Origin of the sequence: Lysobacter sp. Root916 (assembly GCF_001429785.1) — a bacterium.
Lineage (GTDB): Bacteria > Pseudomonadota > Gammaproteobacteria > Xanthomonadales > Xanthomonadaceae > Lysobacter.
In genome coordinates, this window is the sequence record NZ_LMJF01000001.1 from 556,343 (window position 1) to 575,684 (window position 19,342).

At 69.6% G+C, this 19,342-nt stretch carries 18 protein-coding genes and 1 tRNA gene; 11 read left to right on the top strand and 8 right to left on the bottom strand.

Translation table 11 applies throughout. From position 1 onward, the window contains the following. Positions 1–140: 140 nt before the first annotated feature. Positions 141–216 (bottom strand) — tRNA-Ala (locus ASE35_RS02615). A 37-nt stretch (positions 217–253) separates the two neighbouring features. After that, positions 254–1,339 carry a ribonuclease D gene (gene rnd / locus ASE35_RS02620; protein WP_056173647.1) on the bottom strand — a complete coding sequence of 362 codons (1,086 nt, stop codon included), beginning with the start codon at positions 1,337–1,339 and terminating at the stop codon, positions 254–256. Between the two features lie 157 nt (positions 1,340–1,496). Between rnd and ASE35_RS02625 the strand changes: the two genes are divergently transcribed. Together ASE35_RS02625 and ASE35_RS02630 are read left to right on the top strand one after the other, a co-directional pair. Further along, positions 1,497–3,332 (top strand): formylglycine-generating enzyme family protein, encoded by a 1,836-nt coding sequence (locus tag ASE35_RS02625; RefSeq protein ID WP_082611081.1) that lies wholly within the window; start codon positions 1,497–1,499, stop codon positions 3,330–3,332. A gap of 88 nt (positions 3,333–3,420) precedes the next feature. Next, positions 3,421–4,353 carry a M48 family metallopeptidase gene (locus ASE35_RS02630; RefSeq protein ID WP_057162887.1) on the top strand — a complete coding sequence of 311 codons (933 nt, stop codon included), beginning with the start codon at positions 3,421–3,423 and terminating at the stop codon, positions 4,351–4,353. 668 nt (positions 4,354–5,021) lie between these two features. Here ASE35_RS02630 and phbB (ASE35_RS02635) read toward each other — a convergent pair. From phbB (ASE35_RS02635) to gluQRS, 4 genes are all read right to left on the bottom strand, one after another. Further along, positions 5,022–5,762, bottom strand: a complete 741-nt coding sequence (gene phbB / locus ASE35_RS02635) for an acetoacetyl-CoA reductase (RefSeq protein ID WP_056176436.1) — start codon at positions 5,760–5,762, stop codon at positions 5,022–5,024. Positions 5,763–5,861: 99 nt separating this feature from the next. After that, complete coding sequence (gene phaR / locus ASE35_RS02640; protein ID WP_056173655.1) at positions 5,862–6,362, bottom strand: polyhydroxyalkanoate synthesis repressor PhaR; 501 nt, start codon at positions 6,360–6,362, stop codon at positions 5,862–5,864. Between the two features lie 244 nt (positions 6,363–6,606). Beyond that, on the bottom strand, positions 6,607–7,347 hold the full coding sequence (phbB, locus tag ASE35_RS02645; protein ID WP_056173658.1) for an acetoacetyl-CoA reductase: 741 nt from the start codon (positions 7,345–7,347) through the stop codon (positions 6,607–6,609). Positions 7,348–7,390: 43 nt separating this feature from the next. After that, complete coding sequence (gluQRS, locus tag ASE35_RS02650; RefSeq protein ID WP_057162888.1) at positions 7,391–8,314, bottom strand: tRNA glutamyl-Q(34) synthetase GluQRS; 924 nt, start codon at positions 8,312–8,314, stop codon at positions 7,391–7,393. A gap of 197 nt (positions 8,315–8,511) precedes the next feature. Between gluQRS and htpX the strand changes: the two genes are divergently transcribed. The 4 genes from htpX (at position 8,512) to ASE35_RS02670 (ending at position 11,085) form a co-directional block, all read left to right on the top strand. Then, positions 8,512–9,420, top strand: a complete 909-nt coding sequence (htpX, locus tag ASE35_RS02655; RefSeq protein WP_057162889.1) for a protease HtpX — start codon at positions 8,512–8,514, stop codon at positions 9,418–9,420. A gap of 198 nt (positions 9,421–9,618) precedes the next feature. Then, entirely contained in the window at positions 9,619–10,257 is a 639-nt protein-coding gene (locus tag ASE35_RS02660) for a TetR/AcrR family transcriptional regulator (protein ID WP_057162890.1), read from the top strand. Further along, positions 10,254–10,790, top strand: a complete 537-nt coding sequence (locus ASE35_RS02665; protein WP_057162891.1) for a hypothetical protein — start codon at positions 10,254–10,256, stop codon at positions 10,788–10,790. The genes ASE35_RS02660 and ASE35_RS02665 overlap by 4 nt, the downstream gene beginning before the upstream one ends. Next, positions 10,783–11,085, top strand: a complete 303-nt coding sequence (locus ASE35_RS02670; protein ID WP_057162892.1) for a hypothetical protein — start codon at positions 10,783–10,785, stop codon at positions 11,083–11,085. The genes ASE35_RS02665 and ASE35_RS02670 overlap by 8 nt, the downstream gene beginning before the upstream one ends. 318 nt (positions 11,086–11,403) lie before the next feature. Here the strand turns inward: ASE35_RS02670 and ASE35_RS02675 are convergent, their stop codons facing one another. After that, positions 11,404–13,479, bottom strand: coding sequence for an EAL domain-containing protein (locus tag ASE35_RS02675; RefSeq protein WP_057161234.1), 2,076 nt, complete (start codon positions 13,477–13,479; stop codon positions 11,404–11,406). A gap of 62 nt (positions 13,480–13,541) precedes the next feature. Next, entirely contained in the window at positions 13,542–14,573 is a 1,032-nt protein-coding gene (gene epmB / locus ASE35_RS02680; RefSeq protein WP_057162893.1) for an EF-P beta-lysylation protein EpmB, read from the bottom strand. A gap of 217 nt (positions 14,574–14,790) precedes the next feature. Between epmB and efp the strand changes: the two genes are divergently transcribed. The 5 genes from efp to ASE35_RS02705 all read left to right on the top strand — a co-directional run bounded on the left by efp (position 14,791) and on the right by ASE35_RS02705 (position 19,309). Beyond that, a complete protein-coding gene (gene efp / locus ASE35_RS02685) occupies positions 14,791–15,357 on the top strand; it encodes an elongation factor P (protein ID WP_055909928.1) in 567 nt (188 codons plus the stop codon). 377 nt (positions 15,358–15,734) lie between these two features. Next, positions 15,735–17,075 carry a TRZ/ATZ family hydrolase gene (locus ASE35_RS02690; protein WP_057162894.1) on the top strand — a complete coding sequence of 447 codons (1,341 nt, stop codon included), beginning with the start codon at positions 15,735–15,737 and terminating at the stop codon, positions 17,073–17,075. A gap of 46 nt (positions 17,076–17,121) precedes the next feature. Further along, entirely contained in the window at positions 17,122–17,871 is a 750-nt protein-coding gene (ubiG, locus tag ASE35_RS02695; RefSeq protein ID WP_057162895.1) for a bifunctional 2-polyprenyl-6-hydroxyphenol methylase/3-demethylubiquinol 3-O-methyltransferase UbiG, read from the top strand. Continuing rightward, a complete protein-coding gene (locus ASE35_RS02700; protein WP_056173686.1) occupies positions 17,868–18,554 on the top strand; it encodes a phosphoglycolate phosphatase in 687 nt (228 codons plus the stop codon). The genes ubiG and ASE35_RS02700 overlap by 4 nt, the downstream gene beginning before the upstream one ends. Continuing rightward, positions 18,551–19,309 carry a squalene/phytoene synthase family protein gene (locus ASE35_RS02705; protein ID WP_157489234.1) on the top strand — a complete coding sequence of 253 codons (759 nt, stop codon included), beginning with the start codon at positions 18,551–18,553 and terminating at the stop codon, positions 19,307–19,309. The genes ASE35_RS02700 and ASE35_RS02705 overlap by 4 nt, the downstream gene beginning before the upstream one ends. The last annotated feature ends 33 nt before the right edge of the window (positions 19,310–19,342 follow it).

Below are 19,342 nucleotides of genomic sequence, written 5' to 3' on the forward strand. Positions count from 1 at the left end.
GAGGTATGAATTGGTCGATCTGCTGACAGCCTTTGGTTGTTGAGCCTAAGCATAGCGAGAGGAAGCGCCGCCATCAGGTCCCACCACGCTGTTACGAAAAAGCCGGCACTAGGCCGGCTTCTCGTAAATGATTGATTTAATGGTGGAGCGGAAGGGGATCGAACCCTCGACCTTCGCATTGCGAACGCGACGCTCTCCCAGCTGAGCTACCGCCCCACGTGCTTAAAAGTGTAACGGCCCGGCGGCGAGGGCGCTAGTCCTGGGCGGCCAGCAGCGGGGCCAGGCCGGGTTCGAGGGCGGCGCGGCGCCAGCCGGAGAGGGCGTCGGGCCAGTCGCCGTGGTCGAGCAGGGACTCCAGCCAGCGGCGCGAGGCGAGTACGCCGTCGGGCAGGCCGAGTTCGGCGCTGCGCGCGGCGACCACGTCCTGCAGCTTGCGCAGGCGTTGTTTGTCGCGGGTTTCGCCTAGCGAGGCGTCGGGGGCGTGTTCTTCGTCGGGCAGCGGGGTGCTCAGGGCGGTCCAGACCACGTCGCCCAGCTTGCGCGGGGCTTTGGGGTGGGCGTCGAGCTGCGCTTGCAGCAGGTCGCGGTCGGCCGGGTTGGAACGCGCGATTGCGACGGCGAGTTCGTTGTCGAGGATCCAGCTGCGCGGGCGGTCGTGGTCGCGCGCGTAGGCGTCGCGCCAGCGCAACAGGCGCAGCAGGCGGCGTTGGGCGTTGCGGTCGAGGAACTGGGCGCTGCGCATGCTCAGGTGCGGCCAGCGTTCCAGGCCTTCGTGTTCGGCGTTGTGGACGGTGCGCTGGGCGTCTTCGGCCAGCCACTCGCGACGGCCGAGTTGGCCGAGCTGGCCGTCCAGCGCGTCGTGCATGGCGAACAGATGGCGCACGTCGTCGGCGGCGTATTCCAGCTGCGCGGGCGACAGCGGGCGGCGCAGCCAGTCCGAGCGCGTCTCGCCCTTGGCCAGGGTCACGCCGGTGAGTTGTTCGACCAGTTTCTGATAGCCCAGGCCGCCGCCGATGCCGGCCAGCGCGGCGGCCTGCTGGGTGTCGAACAGCGGCTTGGGCACGACCTTGCAGGCATGCATGAACGCGACCAGGTCTTCGCTGGCGCTGTGCATGATCTTGAGAATGGCGGTGTCGGCCAGGATCGGCGCCAGCGCCTCGGCGATGCCGGGCTTGAGCGGGTCGACCAGCAGGATCTCGTCGCCGACCGCGATCTGCACCAGCGCCAGCTGCGGCCAGTAGGTGCGCTCGCGGATGAACTCGGTGTCCAGGCCGATGCGCGCGGGCCGGGAGGCGAAATATTCCTGCAGCGCGGCAGGCTGGGAGATCCAAATGGGCATGATGATCTGAACGTGTGCGGGACGGTGCGGCGGTGCCGGCGCGACGAAGTTGCCGCGGCGGGCGACAATAGCCTACTTTCGCCCGGTCCGGGCCCGCGCCGTCGGCGCCGGCCCGGGGCGGTCCCGTAGGATCGATGGATTAGGCTGCGGAGGACGTTTGCGCGCACAGGCATGGGCAGGTTTGGCGGTGGCGGTGCTGCTTGCGGCGTGTACGCGCGAGCCGTCGACGCCTGCCACGCCGAACCCGGCTGCCGGGCGCACGCCGATCGTGACCATCAGCGCCGACCAGGCGGTATCGCCGGTGCCGGCCTGGCAGCCGCCCGCGATCGCGGTGGACGAGGCCAACGCCAAGGCGCTCAAGAGCCGCGCCGACGCCGCGCTGGCGGCCGGCCAGCTGTACGCGGACGCCGACTCGGCGATTCCGCTGTATTACGCGCTGCTGCAGTACGCGCCCAACGACGTTAAGGTCGCCGCCGGCTTCGAGCGCGCGCTGGCGATGCTGATCGTGCAGGGCGATCAGGCCCTGGACGGGATCGACGACGATCCGCTGCAGCTGCGCGGCGCGCACGAGGCCGCGGCGGTGGCGCGCGCGGTCGCGCCGGAGAACAAGAAGGTCGGCGCCTATCTGCAGCGCGTCGACCGCGCCGACCAGGCCCAGGAGGCCAATCGCCTGGGCGAGGGCGAGCTCAACGCCGGGCGCATCGGCGAGGACGGCAAGGGCGGGGCGCTGGGCTATTTCCGCGAGGCGCTGGAGCTGCGCCCCGGCGACGTGCGCGCCAGCCAGGGCATCGCCGCGGCCGAGAGCGCGCTGATCCGGCGCGCCGAGGTCGCGGCCGACCGCGACGACTACGGCGGCGCCGAGCGCTGGCTGGCGCTGGCCGCGCAGGTGCGGCCGAAGATGAGCACTGCCGCCGACGCCCAGGGCCGCATCGCCACCCAGCGCGCCGCGCGCGTGGGCCGCTTGCGCGATCTGGGGCTGGCCGCGTTGCCGCGCCCGCGCGGGATCGAGGAGGCGCGGGTGCTGCTGGCGAACCTGCTGCGGATCGCGCCGTCCGGCGACCCGGCCGCGGTCGAGCTGCGCGAGCGCATCGAGCTGGCCACCCACTACGGCCTGTTCCGCCCCGGCCAGGCCTTCACCGAGGCCATGCAGAGCGGCGGGCGCGGGCCGACCATGGTGGTGATCCCGCACGGCGCGTTCCGCATGGGCGCCGAGGCCGAGGAGGCCGGCTCCAGCGACGCCGAGCGCCCGACCCGCAACATCCGCTTCGACCGTGGCCTGGCGGTGTCGCGCACCGAAATCACGGTCGGCGAGTTCCGCCGTTTCATGAACGCGACCAAGCACCGCGCACGCGCCAGCCGGCGCGGCTATTCCACCGCCTACGACGAGCGCAGCGGCAACCTGGTCCGGCGCGGCAACGTCGACTGGCAGTCGGACTACGCTGGCGCCAAGGCCGGCGACGATCTGCCGGTGGTGCACGTGAGCGCCAAGGACGCGATGGCCTACGCGGCCTGGCTGTCCAAGCAGACGGGGCATCACTACCGGCTGCCCAGCGAGGCCGAGTTCGAATACATGCTGCGCGCCGGCAGCGCCCAGGCCTATCCCTGGGGCGAGGGCGCGCCGCTGACCCGGGTCGGCAACCTGACCGGCGCCCTGGACGCGTCGCCGACCGGGCGGCGCTGGAACAACGCCTTCGCCGGCTACGGCGACAACGCCTGGGGCCCGGCGCCGGTGGGGCGCTACCGCGCCAACGCCTTCGGGCTGCACGACATCGCCGGCAACGTCAGCGAATGGGTCGGCGACTGCTGGCACGACAGCTACCGGCGTGCGCCGCGCAACGGCGAGGCCTGGGTCAACCCGGGCTGCCGCACACGGGTGCTGCGCGGGGGCTCCTGGGCCAGTTCGCCGGCGCAGACGCGCTCGGCCTGGCGCCAGGGCAGCGACGCCGACACCACCAGCGCGCGCATCGGCTTCCGCGTGGTACGCGATATCTGACAGGATGGGCGGCAGACGGGCCGTGCGCCCGTCCGGAGCCGGCAGCGCCGGCGCAGGCGGCAAGACCAGGCAGGGCGGAGGACTACAGATGCGGATCGACCCCTTCGGGAACGCGCAACAACGTCAGGGCGGCCAGCGCCGCGGTTTCGGTGGCATACGCTGGTGGATCCTGATCCTGTTCGCGGGCTACGCGGCCTGGTCCTGGTTCGGCAGCGCCAAGACCGACCCCTACACCGGCGAGCAGGCCCACTACGGCGCCAGCGCCGACGAGGAAGTGCAGTTGGGCGCGCAGGCGTTCCAGCAGGTGCTGGGCGACGCCAGCCAGCAGGGCGCGCTGGTGCCGGCCGACAACCAGGTCAGCCGGCAGGTGCGCGAGATCGCCCAGCGCCTGATCAACCGCGTGCCGCAGGTCACCGCCGATCTGGCCGCGCAGCATCAGCAGCAGGCGCCCACCGACTATCAGGGTTTCAAGTGGGACGTGGCGGTCATCAATTCCAAGGAAGCCAACGCGTTCTGTCTGCCCGGCGGCAAGATGGCGGTGTACACCGGCCTGCTGCCGATCGCCGAGAACGAAAGCGCGCTGGCGGTGGTGATGGGGCACGAGATCGCGCATGCGCTGTTGCGCCACGGTTCGCAGCGCATGGCGCAGCAGAAGTTGGTGCAGATGGGGCAGATGGCGGCGGGCGTGGCGCTGGGCGGCATGGACCCGCAACAGCAGCAGGCGGTGATGGGCGCGCTGGGCGCCGGTGCACAGTACGGTTTCGTGCTGCCGTACGGGCGCAGCCACGAGACGCAGGCCGATCAGGTCGGCCTGATGCTGGCCGCGGCGGCGTGCTACGACCCGCGTCAGGCGATTCCGCTGTGGCAGCGGATGGAGCAGTTGGGCGGCGGGCAGCGTCCGCCGGAATTCGCGTCCACGCATCCGGATCCGGCCAATCGCATCCAGGTGCTGCAGGGGCTGATGCCGCAGGCGGAGGCGTATTACCAGAAGTATTGCGCGGGGCAGCCGCCGCTGAAGTGAGGCGGGGCGGCCTTCGCCGCGTCGGCGCGACGATGCGGTTGGCACCACGCCCTACGGCTTCGCCGCGCCTTTGTAGGATGTGGTGAGCCGAAGGCGAACCGCATCATCACGCAAGCCCGAGCCATCGCGACGGTGCGGTTATCACCGCACCCTACGATGTCGCCGCTTTCTGTGGGAGCGGCGTGAGCCGCGATGCGCTTGGTCGAGTCGGTGCGCCCGCAACCTTGTCACCAAAGTCAAGGGCTTCGGCCTGCTGCGCATGCGCGTCACTCTCTTGCTCCTAGCTCCCTCCTTTGAAAAAGGAGGGTTGGGGAGGATTCGCTCTTGCTTTGCTTTCGTGGGCCGTCACGAAGGTCAACGGCTTCCGCCTGCTGCGCATGCGGGTCACTTTGTTCGGAGCTGGCGCGGGGATTTTTCGAATGGACGTCCCTGTCCATTCGAAAAACGGCGCGCGTCCTGCGCGCCGCCCTTCGGGTCTACGGTTGGTCGTGTGAGTGCGTTGCTTTTGGATTTGAATGCCGGGGCAACGGCAACGGCAACGGCAACGGCGACCGCGACCGCGACCGCGACCGCAGCCGCAGCCGCAGCCGCAGCCGCAGCCGCAGCCGCAGCCGCAAGGTGATGCTGATAACGTCGAACGTCGGTAGGACTGAAGCGGGGCGCCGCTCTCAGAAGCTCATGAACAAGCCGCCGTTCACCGGGATGTTGGCGCCGGTGATGAACCCGGCGTCCTCCGCGGTCAGGAACTCGACGGTGCGCGCGATTTCGCTGGGCTTGCCGAGGCGGCCGACCGGGACGCTGTCGACGATCTTGGCGCGGATGTCTTCGGGCACGGCCATCACCATCGCAGTCTCGCAATAGCCGGGCGAGACCGAATTGACGGTCACGCCCTTGCGCGCGACTTCGCGCGCCAGCGCCATGGTGAAGCCGTGCATGCCGGCCTTGGCGGCCGAATAGTTGGTCTGACCGAACTGGCCGGTCTGGCCGTTGACCGAGCTGATGTTGACGATGCGGCCGAAGCCGCGCTCGGCCATGCCGTCGACGGCGTGCCGGCACAGGTTGAACACGCCGTCCAGGTTCACGCCCAGCACCTCGTCCCATTGGCGCTTGTCCATCTTGCGCAGGCTGGTGTCGCGGGTGATGCCGGCGGCGTTGACCAGGATGTCGATCGCGCCCTCTTCGCGGTGGATGCGCTCGACCGTGCCCGCGCAATCGTCGTAGTCGGCGACGTTGGCCGCTTCGAAGCGCACGTCCAGGCCGCGCACTTCGTCGCGAAACGCGGCGATGCGTTCCTCGCGCGAGGCCAGGTCGATCGCGATCACGCGCCGGCCGGCGCGGGCCAGGGTCTTGCAGATCTCGCTTCCGAGACCGCCGATGCCGCCGCTGACGACGGCGATGCGTTTGCTCATGTGATGTTCCCCCTGCGCCGGCGCGGGCCGGCTACGCGCACGCGCCGGCGGCGCGCGCGGATGCGCGCGAGCCGTCGCGGTCGGTGATCGATGCGCGGCTCAACGCTCGCGCTTGGTGTCGCCCTTGGGCTTGGTGCCGGCGCCGGAGGCCGGGCTCTGGCCGACGCTGCCGGACAGGTTCTGCTGGAATTCCTTCCACAGGGTCAGGTTGCGCTCGGTGAGCTGGTTCATCATCGCCCACGGGGTCTGGCCGAGCATGCCGCCGACCTGATTGCGGAACTGCGCCTGCTGATCCAGGAACGTCTGCATCGAGCGCTCCAGGTAGTTACCCATGAAGCCCTGCAGCGAGTCGCCGTAGAAGCGGATGATCTGGCTCAGCAACTGGGTCGAGAGCACCGGTTCGCCGTCTTGTTCGTGCTCGGCGATGATCTGCAGCAGCACCTGACGGGTCAGATCGTCGCCCGAGCGGGCGTCGCGGACCTCGAAGTCCTCGCCGTCGACGATCAGCTGGCGGACGTCCTCGATGGTGATGTAACTGGAGATCTCGGTGTCGTACAGACGGCGGTTCGGGTACTTCTTGATGACTCGGGTCGAGGCCATGGAGCTTTGGCTCTAAAATCGTGGTGCCTTGCAGCATGGCGCAGGCCGAGGGGGCTTGCAACAGGCAAGGTCGGACCCGGCCGCAGGCCGAGCCGCGGGGCAGGGAGCGTGGTGGATTTGATGTGCCAGCGGCGCCGGCTGCGCGACCGTGCAGGCGGGGTCTGCACGACGTGTACGGCACGGTCGGGCGCCGAGGGCGCCCGAACCGGAGGCGCCGCACCTGCCGGCGCGGCGCGTATGGGCCTTACCAGCCCATGTACTGGCCGCCGTTGGCGGACAGGTTGGCGCCGGTGATCCAGCCGGCCTCGTCGGGGATGAAGAAGCCCACCGCATAGGCGATCTCCTCGGGGTTGCCGAGGCGGCCGGTCGGGATCTGCGCGACGATCTTGTTGCGCACTTCCTCGGGCACCGCCATGACCATGTCGGTGGCGATGTAGCCCGGCGAGACCGTGTTCACGGTGATGCCGAACTTCGCGTTCTCCTGCGCCAGCGAAATCGTGAAGCCGTGCATGCCGGCCTTGGCCGCGGCGTAGTTGGCCTGGCCGTACTGGCCCTTCTGGCCGTTGATCGAGCTGATCTGCACGATCCGGCCCCACTTGCGCTCGCGCATGCCCTCGATCACCGGGCGGGTGACGTTGAAGCAGGAATTGAGGTTGGTGCCGATCACGTCGGTCCACTGCTCGGGGGTCATGCGGTGGAAGGTCGAGTCGCGGGTGATGCCGGCGTTGTTGACCAGGATGTCGACCGGACCGAGCTGGCTTTCGACGTTGCGTACCAGCGCTTCGGCCTGCTCGGGGGAGGACACGTCGCCTTGCGCGAGCGCCACGTCGATGCCGAGTCCTTTCATCTGCGCCTGCCAGGCGCGTCCTTTGGCCTCGTCGCGATAGTTGGTCGCGACCCGATGACCCATCTGGGCCAGGCGTTGGACGATCGAGGTGCCGATGCCACCGGTACCGCCGGTGACCAATGCGACGCGTGACTGCATGTCTTCCTCTCCACGGCCGCGACGGTGCGGCCCTGACCCGATTCTAGTCAGCAAATATGAAATCGCCGTTGTGCATCGCGGCGAGCGAAACGGTCGGTGTGGACGCAATGCGACCGGGGTCGAACTCTGCCTGCGCGCGGTTGAGCAATTGCGGCACCGTGCTGGCGCCCGACAAGGCCGCCGGCGCCTGGCCCAGGGCCTGCCAGGCCGCGCGCAGCGCCGGCAGCGGGCGTTGCGGATCCACCGGCAGCGCGGCATCGGACTTGGACAGCTTGCGGCCGTCGCTGCCCAGCACCAGCGGCAGATGGGCGTAATGCGGGGTGGGCAGGCCGAGCGCGCGCTGCAGCAGGATCTGGCGCGGGGTCGAATCGAGCAGGTCGGCGCCGCGTACGACGTCGCTGATGCCCTGGGCGGCGTCGTCCACCACCACCGCCAGTTGGTAAGCCCAGTAGCCGTCGGCGCGGCGCAGGACCACGTCGCCGACGTCGTGCGCGACGTCCTGGGTCTGCGCGCCGCGGATGCGGTCCTGGAATGCGACCACGCTGTGGTCGGCCACGCGCAGACGGATCGCCGGCATGCGGCCGGGGCGTTCCGGCGCGGCCACGCAGCGGCGGTGGATGCCGCCGACCGCGGCCAGGTCGCTGCGGCTGCAATGGCAGGCGAAGGCGAGATCGCGCGCTAGCAGATCCTCCAGCACCAGCCGGTAGATCTCGCCGCGTTGGCTCTGGCGCAGCACGGGTTCGTCGGATTCCAGGCCGAACGCGCGCAAAGCGCGCAACTGGCGCTCGGCCGCGCCGGCGACTTCGCGTGGCGGATCGAGGTCTTCTATGCGCACCAGCCAGGTGCCATTCGCATGCCGCGCGAGCAGCCAGCTGCCGAACGCGGCCAGCAGCGAACCGAAGTGCAGGTCGCCGGTGGGCGAGGGCGCGAAACGGCCGCGGTAGCTGGGAACGGGGGGCGTGGGCAAGGGCGTGCGGGCGGCTGGTCTTGGGGCGGGGCGGTACGGCGGGCGCGAGCCTTGGGCCGATCGGGCGCGGAGAGCGTAGTTAAACCGACTCGCCGGGCAAAGCCGCGCGGGGCTGGGTTTCACTTGAATTCACGGGGAGCCTGCCACATTTTGTTCCGGACCGCGCACGGTGCGCGGGTACGGTTAACCCCACGACCATGTTCAAACGCATCGCTCTATTCCTCGCTACCAACCTGGCCGTCCTCGCCCTGCTGAGTATCGTCCTGGCGGTTCTGCAGTCGTTCGGCATCACCACCGGGCGCAATGGCTCGCTGCTGATCATGGCCACCCTGTTCGGCTTCGGCGGCTCGTTCGTGTCCTTGTTTCTGTCCAAGTGGATGGCCAAGCGCAGCACCGGCGCGCATGTGATCGAGCAGCCGCGCAACGAGGCCGAGCAGTGGCTGGTGAACACGGTCCGCCGTCAGGCCGAAGCGGCCGGCATCGGCATGCCCGAGGTCGCCATTTACGACGCGCCCGAGATCAACGCTTTCGCCACCGGCGCCAACCGCAACAACGCGCTGGTCGCGGTATCGACCGGCCTGCTGCGCTCGATGAGCCGCGATGAGGCCGAGGCGGTGCTGGGCCACGAGGTCAGCCACGTCGCCAACGGCGACATGGTCACGATGGCCTTGGTCCAGGGCGTGCTCAATACCTTCGTGATCGTGCTGGCGCGCCTGGTCGGCCGCGTGATCGACGGTTATCTGTCCGGCAACCGCGACGGCGGCCCGGGCCTGGGCTACTACGTGATCGTGTTCGTGCTGGACATGGTGTTCGGCCTGTTCGCCAGCATGATCGCGATGTGGTTCTCGCGTTACCGCGAGTTCCGCGCCGACGCCGGTGGCGCGCGCCTGGCCGGTCGCGACAAGATGATCGGCGCGCTGGAGCGCCTGGCCCAGACCTACGGCGAGAGCACTCTGCCCAAGCAGGTGCAGGCCTTCGGCATCAGCGGCGCGGTCGGCCACGGCCTGTCCAAGCTGCTGCGCAGCCACCCGCCGCTGGAAGAGCGCATCACGGCGCTGCGCAATGCGCCGATCGAGACGGTGCGCGGATCGGTGGTGGCGCGTTGATCTAGCGCGGCCGAGCAGTCAGGAAGAAGCCCGCCGAATGGCGGGCTTTTTCTTTGGGGCAAGGGGAGTTTTGGGCGCGCGCGCGGGTGGGTCGCGGCTTGCGCCGCGGCTAACAGGGGGTGTGGGGCGGGGGCTGGAACGCGGCTGGCTTTGCGTGGGGTGGGTTGACACATACCGACTATTTGGTATGTTTAAGTCATGGCCAGACCTACCAAGCAATCGCCCGAGCGCGGCGGCGCACGAATCCGGCTCCTGGAAGCGGCGCGGGACGTGATCCGCGCCAAGGGCTACGCGGCCACCACCGTCGACGATTTGTGCGCGGCGGCCGAGGTGACCAAGGGCGCGTTCTTCCATCACTTCGGCAGCAAGGACGCGCTGGGCGTGGCCGCGGCCGAGTTCTGGGCCGAGACCACCACCGCCTTCTTCGCGGCCGCGCCGTATCACCAGCCGGCCGATGCGCTGGACCGCGTGCTGGCCTATGTCGCGTTCCGCAAGGCGATCATCGCCGGCGACTTGGCCGAGTTCACCTGCCTGGTCGGGACCATGGCGCAGGAGGTGCACACCAGCGCGCCCGAGATCCGCGACGCCTGCGGCCGCAGCATCTTCGGCCACACCGCCACGCTGGAAGCCGACATCGAGCGCGCGCGCCGCGATCGCGGCATCGATGCGCGCGAGTGGAACGCCGCCAGCCTGGCGCGGCATACCCAGACGGTGATCCAGGGCGGCTTCGTGCTGGCCAAGGCCGGCAACGATCCCGAGCTTGCGCGCGAAGCGCTGGATCATCTGGACCGGTATATCCGGCATCTGTTCCGCGTCGAGCAGGAGCAAGCGGCATGAATGAGACCACCACCCTGGCCTGCGCCTGCGGGCGCACCCGTCTGCAAGCCAGCGGCGCGCCGATCCTGGTATCCGAATGCCTGTGCGACAGCTGCCGCGAGGCGGCGGGGCGCCTGGCGACCTTGCCCGGCGCGCATAGCCTGCTCACGTCCTACGGCGCCACGCCCAGCGCGGAGTACCGCAAGGACCGCATCCGCATCCTCGCCGACGCGGCGCAGCTGGCCGAGTTCCGCCTGAGTCCCGGCGCCGGTTCGCGCCGCGTGGTCGCGACCTGCTGCAACACGCCGCTGTTCCTGGAGATGAAGGGCGCGCATTGGCTCAGCGTGTACTCGCACTTGTGGCCGGCGGCGACGCGGCCCAAGCCGCAGATGCGCACGATGGTGGGCGACCTAGCCGATGCGTCCCGGGTGCCGGACGACATCCCCAACCTGAAAACCCACACGGTGCGTTTCTACGCCAAGTTGCTGGCCGCCTGGGTGGCGATGGGGTTCCGCAACCCGAAGGTCGAGGTGGGAGGGAAGGTCGATGCCTGACGACAAGATCGAGATCGAGAACGTCAACACGCCCGGCAAGACCGAGCGGGTGGATCGCGCCAAGTACACGGCGATGCGCAAGGCGCTGCTGTCGGTGCTGCCGAAGGCGGCGCCGGGGTTGAAGGTGGCGGAGGCGAAGGAGGCGTTGCTGCCGCTGTTGCCGGAGGCGCTGTTTCCGCAGGGCAAGACGGCGGGGTGGTGGCTGAAGGCGGTGCAGCTGGATCTGGAGGCGAAGGGCGTGATCGCGCGGGCGCAGATCAAGCCGGTGCATTTGTATCGGTTGGGGGTGGGTTGAATGCGTAGTAGCGCGCCTGGGTAAGCTCAAAAGCAAATCCCCCTCGATCCCCCTTTTTCAAAGGGGGAAGAAAAGCGGGGTTTGCTCGGCTTCTCAGTTTTTGACTTCGGCTTCGAATGCGGGATGGCCGTGACTAAGCCGACTCGGGGCAACGAAGGCGGCCGTAGCCTTTCCCGATTCCCGATTCCCGATTCCCGATTCCCGATTCCCGATTCCCGATCGATTCCCGATTCCCGATTCCCGATTCCCGATTCCCGATTCCCGATTCCCGATTCCCGATTCCCGATTCCCGATTCCCGATTCCCGATTCCCGACGCCTTACTGGAAGTCGTAATCCATATCCGGGCCCGCCGCGGCCAGGAAGTGGCCCTGGGCGTAGTCGATGCCGGCGGCGAACAGGAAGGACATGCTGGCCGCGTCCTGGACGAATTCGGCGATGGTCTGCTTGCCCAGTTCGCGCGCCTTGCTGGCGATCTCGCGGATGCGCTGCTGGTGGTCGGCGCTGCTGGGCAGGTCTTCCATGAAGGCGCGGTCGATCTTCAGGAACGAGGCGTCGAAGTGGCTGAGCATCTGGAACGAGTTCAGGCCCGAGCCGAACTGCTCCAGCCCCACGCGCACGCCGTAGCGGGCGACCCGGGCCTGGAACTCCTGCGCCGCGCGCAGGTGGGTGAAGACCTTGGACTCGGGCAGCTGCAGCACCAGCAGGCTGCCTTCGGCGTTCTGCCGCGCCAGCTGCTCTTCGATGTGCTGGAGCAGGCTTTCGTCCTGCAGCGAGGCCTGGGTGATCTTGACCAGCAGCGTGGTGCGCTTGCCGGCGCGCAGGCGGTCGCCGATGACCTGGATCGCCTTGCCGACCACCCAGCGGTCGATTTCCCACAGCAGCCCGTGTTCCTCGGCGATCTGCAGGAAGCTCAGCGGCTGCACCAGTTCGCCCGGCTCGCCCTGCATGCGCAGGTAGGCCTCGTACATCTCCATCGGCTCGCCGTGCAGATTGATCAGCGGCTGGTAGTTCATCAGGAAGCGGTCGGCGTCGAGCGCGTCGCGGATGCGCGTGACCCAGGCTTCGACGCGCTCGGACTCGGCGCGGTCGGCCGCGCCCGGATCGAACAGTTCGGTGCGGTTGCCGCCCACGCCGATGCTGGACAGCACGCACTGGCTGGCCTTGCCCAGCACCGCGGTGACGCTGGCGATCTTCTCGCCGATCTGCACGCCGCCGATGCTGACGGTGGTGTTGAGCGAACGGCTTGGGGTTTCCAGCACGTGGTCGGCGAAAGCGGTGCGCAGGCGGTCGGCCAGGGCCGAGGTCGCGTGGTAGTCGCAGTTGGGCGTGAGCACCGCGAACTGGTGCTCGGAGAAGCGCGCGGCGACGTCGTCGGGGCCGATCGCGGTGCGCAGGCGCTCGCCGAACGCGGCGATCAGCTCGTCGGACGCGTCCAGGCCGATTTCCTGCAGCAGGCGCGCGTAGTGATCGGGTTCGATCAGCAGCAGGCCGTGGTGGCTGTTGTTCTGGGCCGTGTCGGACACGGCGTCCTCGAGCGCGCGCAGGAAGGTGGCGCGGTTGAGCAGGCCGGTGACCTGGTCGCGCTGGCGCAGGGCCTCGACCTCGCGCGCCAGTTCGGGGTCGAACTCCTGGCGGCGCAGGATCACCTGCAGGCACTGCTCGCCCTCGTAGCTGGCCGGGGTGAACTCCATGACCGCGGCGAAATGGCTGCCGTCGAGCGCGCGCGCCTCGGTTTCGTAGCGCGGCGGCGGCGCCTCGCCCTTGGACAGCTGCTTGAGCAGTTGCTTGAAGCCGTCGACCTGGCCCGGTGCGACCAGGTCCAGCAGCGACATACCCTCGATCTCTTCGAAGGATTCGAAGCCGAAGATCTCCAGGTAGGCCGCGTTGGCGCGGATGTGCATGCCTTCGTGGATGTAGGCGATGGGCTCGCGCGAGGAATCGATCAGGGTGTCGCAGCGGCGTTCGGTCTCGCGCACCTGGGCTTCCAGGCGGCGCAGCGAGCGGCGCGCTTCCAGGTCGGCCCATTCGGCGCGGACCACGTTCTGCACGTGGTCGGTATGGCCGCGCAGGATCACGCTGCGCGCGCCCATCGACAGCACTTCCAGCAGGCCGGTGTCGTCGACGCTGTCCAGCAGGACCAACACCGGCAGGTCCTTGCCGGTGCTGTCGACCTGCTGCATGACCTTGGGCAGCGGCAGATTGCGCGCATCGCGCGCGGCCAGGACCAGGTCGGGCTGCTGCAGGACCTGCGCGGCCAGCTCGGTTTCGTTCTCGGGACGCGACGGCCGCACGGCGATGCCGCTGTTGCGTAGACCGCTGACGATGGCTTCCGCCGCCTCGACGCTGTCGTCGACGATCAGCAGGCGCAGCACCATGTCTTTGCCGAATTGCATTCACCACCTCCGTGGCCCGCGTTTATGACACGAAGGCCGGGCCGGAGTCCATGCGAACCGCGTTACAGCGGTCGCTTTCCGGGATCTCCGGCGATCTCGCGCACCAGTTTTGGAACCAGATAGCCAGAAAGCCTAGCGGCCAGCGCGCGATGCAGCGCGCGGGCGCGTTCGTCTTCGATTTCGAAGTGCGCAGCCCCCTGCACACGATCGAGTTGATGCAGATAGTACGGCAGGACGCCGGCACGGAAACCGCGTTCGCTCAAATCTGCGAGCGCCTCGACGCTGTCGTTGACGCCGCGCAGCAGCACGGCCTGGTTGAGCAGGGTCGCGCCGGCCGCGCGCAGGCGGGCCAGGGCGGCGTCGACGGCGTCGTCGAACTCGCGGGCGTGGTTGGCGTGCAGGACCACGGTGACCGGCCAGGGCAGGGCGCGCAGCCAGGCCAGCAGCGGGGCGTCGACGCGCTCGGGCAGGACCACCGGCAGGCGGGTGTGAACGCGCAGACGCTTGAGATGCGGCACCGCGGCCAGGGCCTGGGTCAGCTCGGCCAGCTTGGGCGTGGCCAGCGACCAGGGGTCGCCGCCGGACAGGATGACCTCGTCGATCTGCGGGTCGGCCGCGATCAGGTCGATCGCGGCGCGCCAGCCGGCCGCGGCCGCGGTTTCCTCGGCATAGGGGAAGTGGCGGCGGAAGCAGTAGCGGCAGTGGATCGCGCAGCTGCCGGTGGTCACCAGCAGGGCGCGCCCGCGGTACTTGCGGATCACCCCGTCGCCGGCCTTGGCCAGGCCGTCGCCGACCGGGTCCAGGACGTAGCCGGGCATGGGGCGCAGCTCCTGGTCCAGGGGCAGGACCTGGCGCAGCAGCGGGTCGTGCGGGTCGCCGGCGCGCATGCGCGCGACGAAGCCGCGCGGCACCCGCAGCGGGAACTGCGCGGCGGCCGCGTCGGACACCCCGGCGGCGATGCCGTCCAGCCCCAGCAGGGCCAGCAGCTCGCGCGGATCGCGCACCGCGTCGCGCCACAGCGCCTGCCAGCGCGCGGACGCGCCGGGGTGCGGGAGGGGCTGCGGCTGTATGGAGGCCGGGGCTGCGGGTATCATGCGGGGCTAGCTTGTATGGATCCGGTTTCGTGGGCCCGGCGCCCTGGGGTTTCCCCGGCTCCGGTCCCGTTCGCGTCCCGCCCGGCCTTTCGGCGGCGGTGGCTGGCGCAGCCCGACATTCTAGCCTCCCGCCGTCGGTACGGCGGCCCCTATCCGTCGGGGCCCCGCGTACCGGCCGGCGCAACCGCTTCATTCTTACATTCGCAGGAGTTTCAGCATGGCCAGCTTGGGCATGAACGACGTCAAGACCGGACAGAAGATCCTGGTCAACAACGACCCGTGCATCATCACCGAGACCGAGTACGTCAAGCCGGGCAAGGGCCAGGCCTTCACCCGCATCAAGTACCGCAGCATCAAGTCGGGCCGCGTGGTCGAAATGACCATGAAGGCCACCGACAGCGTCGAACAGGCCGACGTGGTCGATACCGATATGCAGTACCTGTATTCGGATGGCGAGTACTGGCACTTCATGAACCAGGAATCCTTCGAGCAGGTCCAGTCCGACAAGGCCGGCATGGGCGGTTCCGAGAAGTGGCTCAAGGGCGAGGAAGAGTGCGTGGTGACGCTGTGGAACGGCGTGCCGATCGCGGTCCAGCCGCCGAACTTCGTCGAGCTCAAGATCACCGAGACCGACCCGGGCGTGCGCGGCGATACCTCCGGCGGCGGCGGCAAGCCGGCCACCCTGGAAACCGGCGCGGTCGTGCGCGTGCCGCTGTTCGTGGGCCAGGACGAAATCATCAAGGTCGACACCCGCTCGGGCGAGTACGTCAGCCGAGTGAAGTGACGCATTGGCCCGTGGCCGCACAGCGGCCACGGCTTTGCCAATGCGTCACCCCCGCGAAAGCGGGGGTCCAGTGCCTTCAGCGCCATGCTGAATTCTCTAGGCTCCCCGCGATCGCTATGCAATTGCGTCACCCTTGCGAAGGGGATCCAGAGACTTCAGCGCCACGCTGAATTCCCTCGACCCCCACATCCGCGATCGAATCAGGATCCTCCCGCGCAAGCGGGGTATCCACCAAAGCCCAGGCGCCACCGCCTGAGCCGGGCGGTCCGAACGCTACCCCGCGCCTAGCCATCCGCGCGTAACCGCAATCGGCCCCCGACCCGCTACGCTATCGATACGCGCCGCCGTTGCGCGAAAACGAAGGGCCGAATACGCGAATGACGACCGATACCGAAACCCAATCCTGCGACCTGTTGATCGAAGCGGGCTGGGTGGTCCCGGTCGAACCGCATGCGGTGGTGCTGGAAGACCACGCCGTGGCGGTGCGCGGCGGGGTCATCGTCGACGTGCTGCCCACCGCCGAAGCGCGCGGCCGCTATCGCGCCGCCGAGACGGTATCGCGCCCGCAAGCGGCGCTGATTCCGGGCATGGTCAACGCCCACACCCACAACCCGATGACCCTGCTGCGCGGCATCGCCGACGACCTACCGCTGATGGAATGGCTGCAAGGCCATATCTGGCCGGTCGAGGCGGCGGTGATCGGGCCGCAGTTCGTCGAGGACGGCGTCACCCTGGCGATCGCCGAGATGCTGCGCGGCGGCACCACCTGCGCCAACGAGAACTACTTCTTCCCCGACGTCCAGGCCGCGGTCTACAAGCGCCACGGCTTCCGCGCCCGGGTCGGCCTGCCGGTGATCGATTTCCCGACCGCCTGGGCCCAGAGTTCGGACGAGTACTTCGACCGCGCCGGCGAGGTTCACGACCTGTGGCGCGACGATCCGCTGGTGGCGACCGCGTTCGCGCCGCATGCGCCGTACACGGTCAGCGACGCGAATTTCGAGCGCGTCCGCATGCTCGCCGATCAGCTCGATCTGCCGGTGCACCTGCACACCCACGAGACCGCGCAGGAAGTCGCCGACTCGATCAAGCTGCACGGCCAGCGCCCGCTGGCGCGGCTGGACCGCCTGGGTCTGGTCACCGACCGTCTGATCGCGGTGCACATGACCCAGCTCACCGACGCCGAGATCGAGTTGTGCGCGCAGCGCGGCGTGAGCGTGGTGCATTGCCCGGAATCCAATCTCAAGCTGGCCTCGGGTTTCTGCCCGGCCTGCAAGTTGCACCACGCCGGGGTCAACCTGGCGATCGGCACCGACGGCTGCGCCAGCAACAACGACCTGGACATGTTCGGCGAGACCCGCACCGCCGCGCTGCTGGCTAAGGCCGTGGCCGACGACGCCTCGGCGCTGGACGCGTTCAGCGCGCTGCGCGCGGCCACCCTGGGCGGCGCGCGCGCGCTCGGCTTCGAAACCCGGGTCGGCTCGATCGAGGTCGGCAAGCAGGCCGACCTGGTCTGCGTCGATCTGGACCAGCTCGAAACCCAGCCGCTGCACCACGTGGTCTCGCAGTTGATTTACGCCACCGGTCGCCATCAGGTCAGCGATGTCTGGATCGCCGGCGCCGCCAAGCTGCGCCAGCGCATGCTGGTGGATATGGACGTCCAGGCCCTGATCGCCAACGCGCGCCAATGGCGCGGCCGGATCGCCGCGCTCGGGCGTTGAGTCCGGCGCCGTTCCCCCTTTTCACGTACGCACAGGCAGTCCTCCCATGAGCGCACACGGCACCGCGTCCGAATCGGCCCCGACCGGCGGCGACGACAACTACAGCCAGGCCGAACTCGACAAGTTCGGCGCCCTGGCCAACCGCTGGTGGGACCCGCAGGGCCCGCAGAAGGCGCTGCACGCGCTCAACCCGGCGCGTCTGGGCTATGTCGCGCAGCGCAGCACCCTGAGCGGCGCGCGCGTGCTCGACGTCGGCTGCGGCGGCGGTCTGCTCAGCGAGGCCCTGGCCGGCGCGGGCGCCGACGTGGTCGCGATCGATCTGGCGCCGGAACTGCTCAAGGTCGCCCGCCTGCACAAGCTGGAAACCGGTGTGCGCGTGGACTATCGCCAGCAATCGGTGGAGTCGCTGGCGGCCGAACAGCCGGGCAGTTTCGACGCCATCACCTGCATGGAAATGCTCGAGCACGTCCCCGATCCCTCGGCGATCGTGCGCGCCTGCGCCAGCCTGCTCAAGCCGGGCGGGCGTCTGTTCCTGTCCACGCTCAACCGCACCCCGGCCGCGTTCGCGCTGGCCATCGTCGGCGCCGAGTACGTCGCCCGCGTGCTGCCCAAGGGCACCCACCAGTATCGCGATTTCATCAAGCCCTCCGAGCTGGCGGCGTGGCTGCGCGCGGCCGAGTTGCAACTGGAGGACGTGAGCGGGCTGATGTACGAACCCTGGCGCAACGCCGCGCGCGTGATCGCGCGTACCGACGTCAACTACCTGGCCTGCGCGCGCAAGCCGGAAAGCGCATGAACCGCGAGGCCGCGACGGCGTTTCCCAAGGCGGTGCTGTTCGATCTGGACGGCACCTTGCTCGACAGCGCGCCGGACATGCTGGCGGCGCTGAACGTGATGCGCGCCGCGCGCGGCGATGCGCCCATGCCTTTGTCGCAATTGCGCCCGCACGTGTCGCGCGGCGGCCAGGCCATGCTCGCGGCGGCGTTTCCGCAGGTGCCGGCCGAGCAGCGCAGCGGCTGGCTGCAGGAATTTCTCGACCACTATCAGCGCGAACTCGGCCGCCACGGCGGACCGTTCGACGGCATCGAGGCGATGCTGGCCGAACTGGAAGCCGCCGGCAGCGTCTGGGGCATCGTCACCAACAAGCCCGAGTATCTGGCGCAGCTGCTGATGCCGCTGCTGGGCTGGGAATCGCGCTGCGCGGTGCTGATCGGCGGCGACACCCTGGCCAAGCGCAAGCCCGATCCGCTGCAGCTGCTGGTGGCCGCCGAGCGCATCGGCGTGGCGCCGGCCGATTGCGTCTACGTCGGCGACGACGAGCGCGACATCATCGCCGCGCGCGCGGCCGGCATGCCGTCGGTGGTCGCGCTGTGGGGCTACCGCCTGGCCGAGGACGATCCGCTGGCCTGGCAGGGCGATCGCCTGATCGAACAACCCGACACCTTGTGCGCGGCGGCGGCGTGGCCGCCCACGCGATGAGCGAACCGCAGGCCGATCAGGCGCGCGACGGCGACCACGGCGCCGCCGCGCCCGAGGACGCCCTGGCCAGCTTCATCGGCAAGTGGCGCGCGCGCTGGCCGGAATGGGCCTTGGCCGAAACCTTCGTGCCGGCCGCGCAGCGCCAGACCGCGCTGGCCTGGGCCGCGCTGCAGCAGGAGCTGGCCGATGCCGCCTGGGGCGGACGCGATGCCCGGCCCGGCGAGCTCAAGCTGGGCTGGTGGCTGGAAGAGCTGCAGGGCTGGTCGCAGGGCCGGCGCCGGCATCCGCTGGGCCAGGCCTTGCAGCGCCAGGCGGCGCCCTGGGCGGCGTTGGCGACGGCGTTGCCGACGCTGCTGGAAACCCGCGAACGTCCGCTCGACCGCGACGACGCGAGCGCCTCCCTGCAGGCCTACGCGGCCGCGCTGGCCGCGGTCGATGCGGCCCTGTTCGGCGTCGCGGCCGGTCCCGGCGATACCGCCGCGACCAGTGCCGGCTTGCTCCACGCGCGCCTGGCCCACGAGGGCGAAAGCGCCGTGCCGCTGGGCGTGCTGGCACGCGTGGGCGAGGCTGGTGCGGTCGCCGCTTGGGCGCAGGAACTGCGCGCGCACTGGCCCGCCGAGCCGGCCGCGAGCCTGCCCAGGCGGCTGTGGGCCGCGCTGGCGCTGGCGCGCCTGCGCGCCGGCGACGCCGCCCGGCCGCTGTCGCCCTGGCGCGCGCTGCTCAGCGCCTGGCGCGGCGCGCGCGGCCGCCGCTAGGCCGCGCCGGCACATAGGCGCGGCGCGTACACG

Bases quoted from the DNA above. Each gene is read 5' to 3' on its own strand.
- phbB (WP_056176436.1), bottom strand. From the start codon at position 5,762: ATGAGCAAACGCATCGCCGTCGTCAGCGGCGGCATCGGCGGTCTCGGA.
- htpX (WP_057162889.1), top strand. From the start codon at position 8,512: ATGTTCAAACGCATCGCTCTATTCCTCGCTACCAACCTGGCCGTCCTC.
- ASE35_RS02630 (WP_057162887.1), top strand. From the start codon at position 3,421: ATGCGGATCGACCCCTTCGGGAACGCGCAACAACGTCAGGGCGGCCAG.
- rnd (WP_056173647.1), bottom strand. From the start codon at position 1,339: ATGCCCATTTGGATCTCCCAGCCTGCCGCGCTGCAGGAATATTTCGCC.
- phaR (WP_056173655.1), bottom strand. From the start codon at position 6,362: ATGGCCTCGACCCGAGTCATCAAGAAGTACCCGAACCGCCGTCTGTAC.
- epmB (WP_057162893.1), bottom strand. From the start codon at position 14,573: ATGATACCCGCAGCCCCGGCCTCCATACAGCCGCAGCCCCTCCCGCAC.
- phbB (WP_056173658.1), bottom strand. From the start codon at position 7,347: ATGCAGTCACGCGTCGCATTGGTCACCGGCGGTACCGGTGGCATCGGC.
- efp (WP_055909928.1), top strand. From the start codon at position 14,791: ATGGCCAGCTTGGGCATGAACGACGTCAAGACCGGACAGAAGATCCTG.
- ASE35_RS02660 (WP_057162890.1), top strand. From the start codon at position 9,619: ATGGCCAGACCTACCAAGCAATCGCCCGAGCGCGGCGGCGCACGAATC.
- ASE35_RS02690 (WP_057162894.1), top strand. From the start codon at position 15,735: ATGACGACCGATACCGAAACCCAATCCTGCGACCTGTTGATCGAAGCG.
- ASE35_RS02700 (WP_056173686.1), top strand. From the start codon at position 17,868: ATGAACCGCGAGGCCGCGACGGCGTTTCCCAAGGCGGTGCTGTTCGAT.
- ASE35_RS02665 (WP_057162891.1), top strand. From the start codon at position 10,254: ATGAATGAGACCACCACCCTGGCCTGCGCCTGCGGGCGCACCCGTCTG.
- ASE35_RS02670 (WP_057162892.1), top strand. From the start codon at position 10,783: ATGCCTGACGACAAGATCGAGATCGAGAACGTCAACACGCCCGGCAAG.
- ASE35_RS02705 (WP_157489234.1), top strand. From the start codon at position 18,551: ATGAGCGAACCGCAGGCCGATCAGGCGCGCGACGGCGACCACGGCGCC.
- ubiG (WP_057162895.1), top strand. From the start codon at position 17,122: ATGAGCGCACACGGCACCGCGTCCGAATCGGCCCCGACCGGCGGCGAC.
- ASE35_RS02675 (WP_057161234.1), bottom strand. From the start codon at position 13,479: ATGCAATTCGGCAAAGACATGGTGCTGCGCCTGCTGATCGTCGACGAC.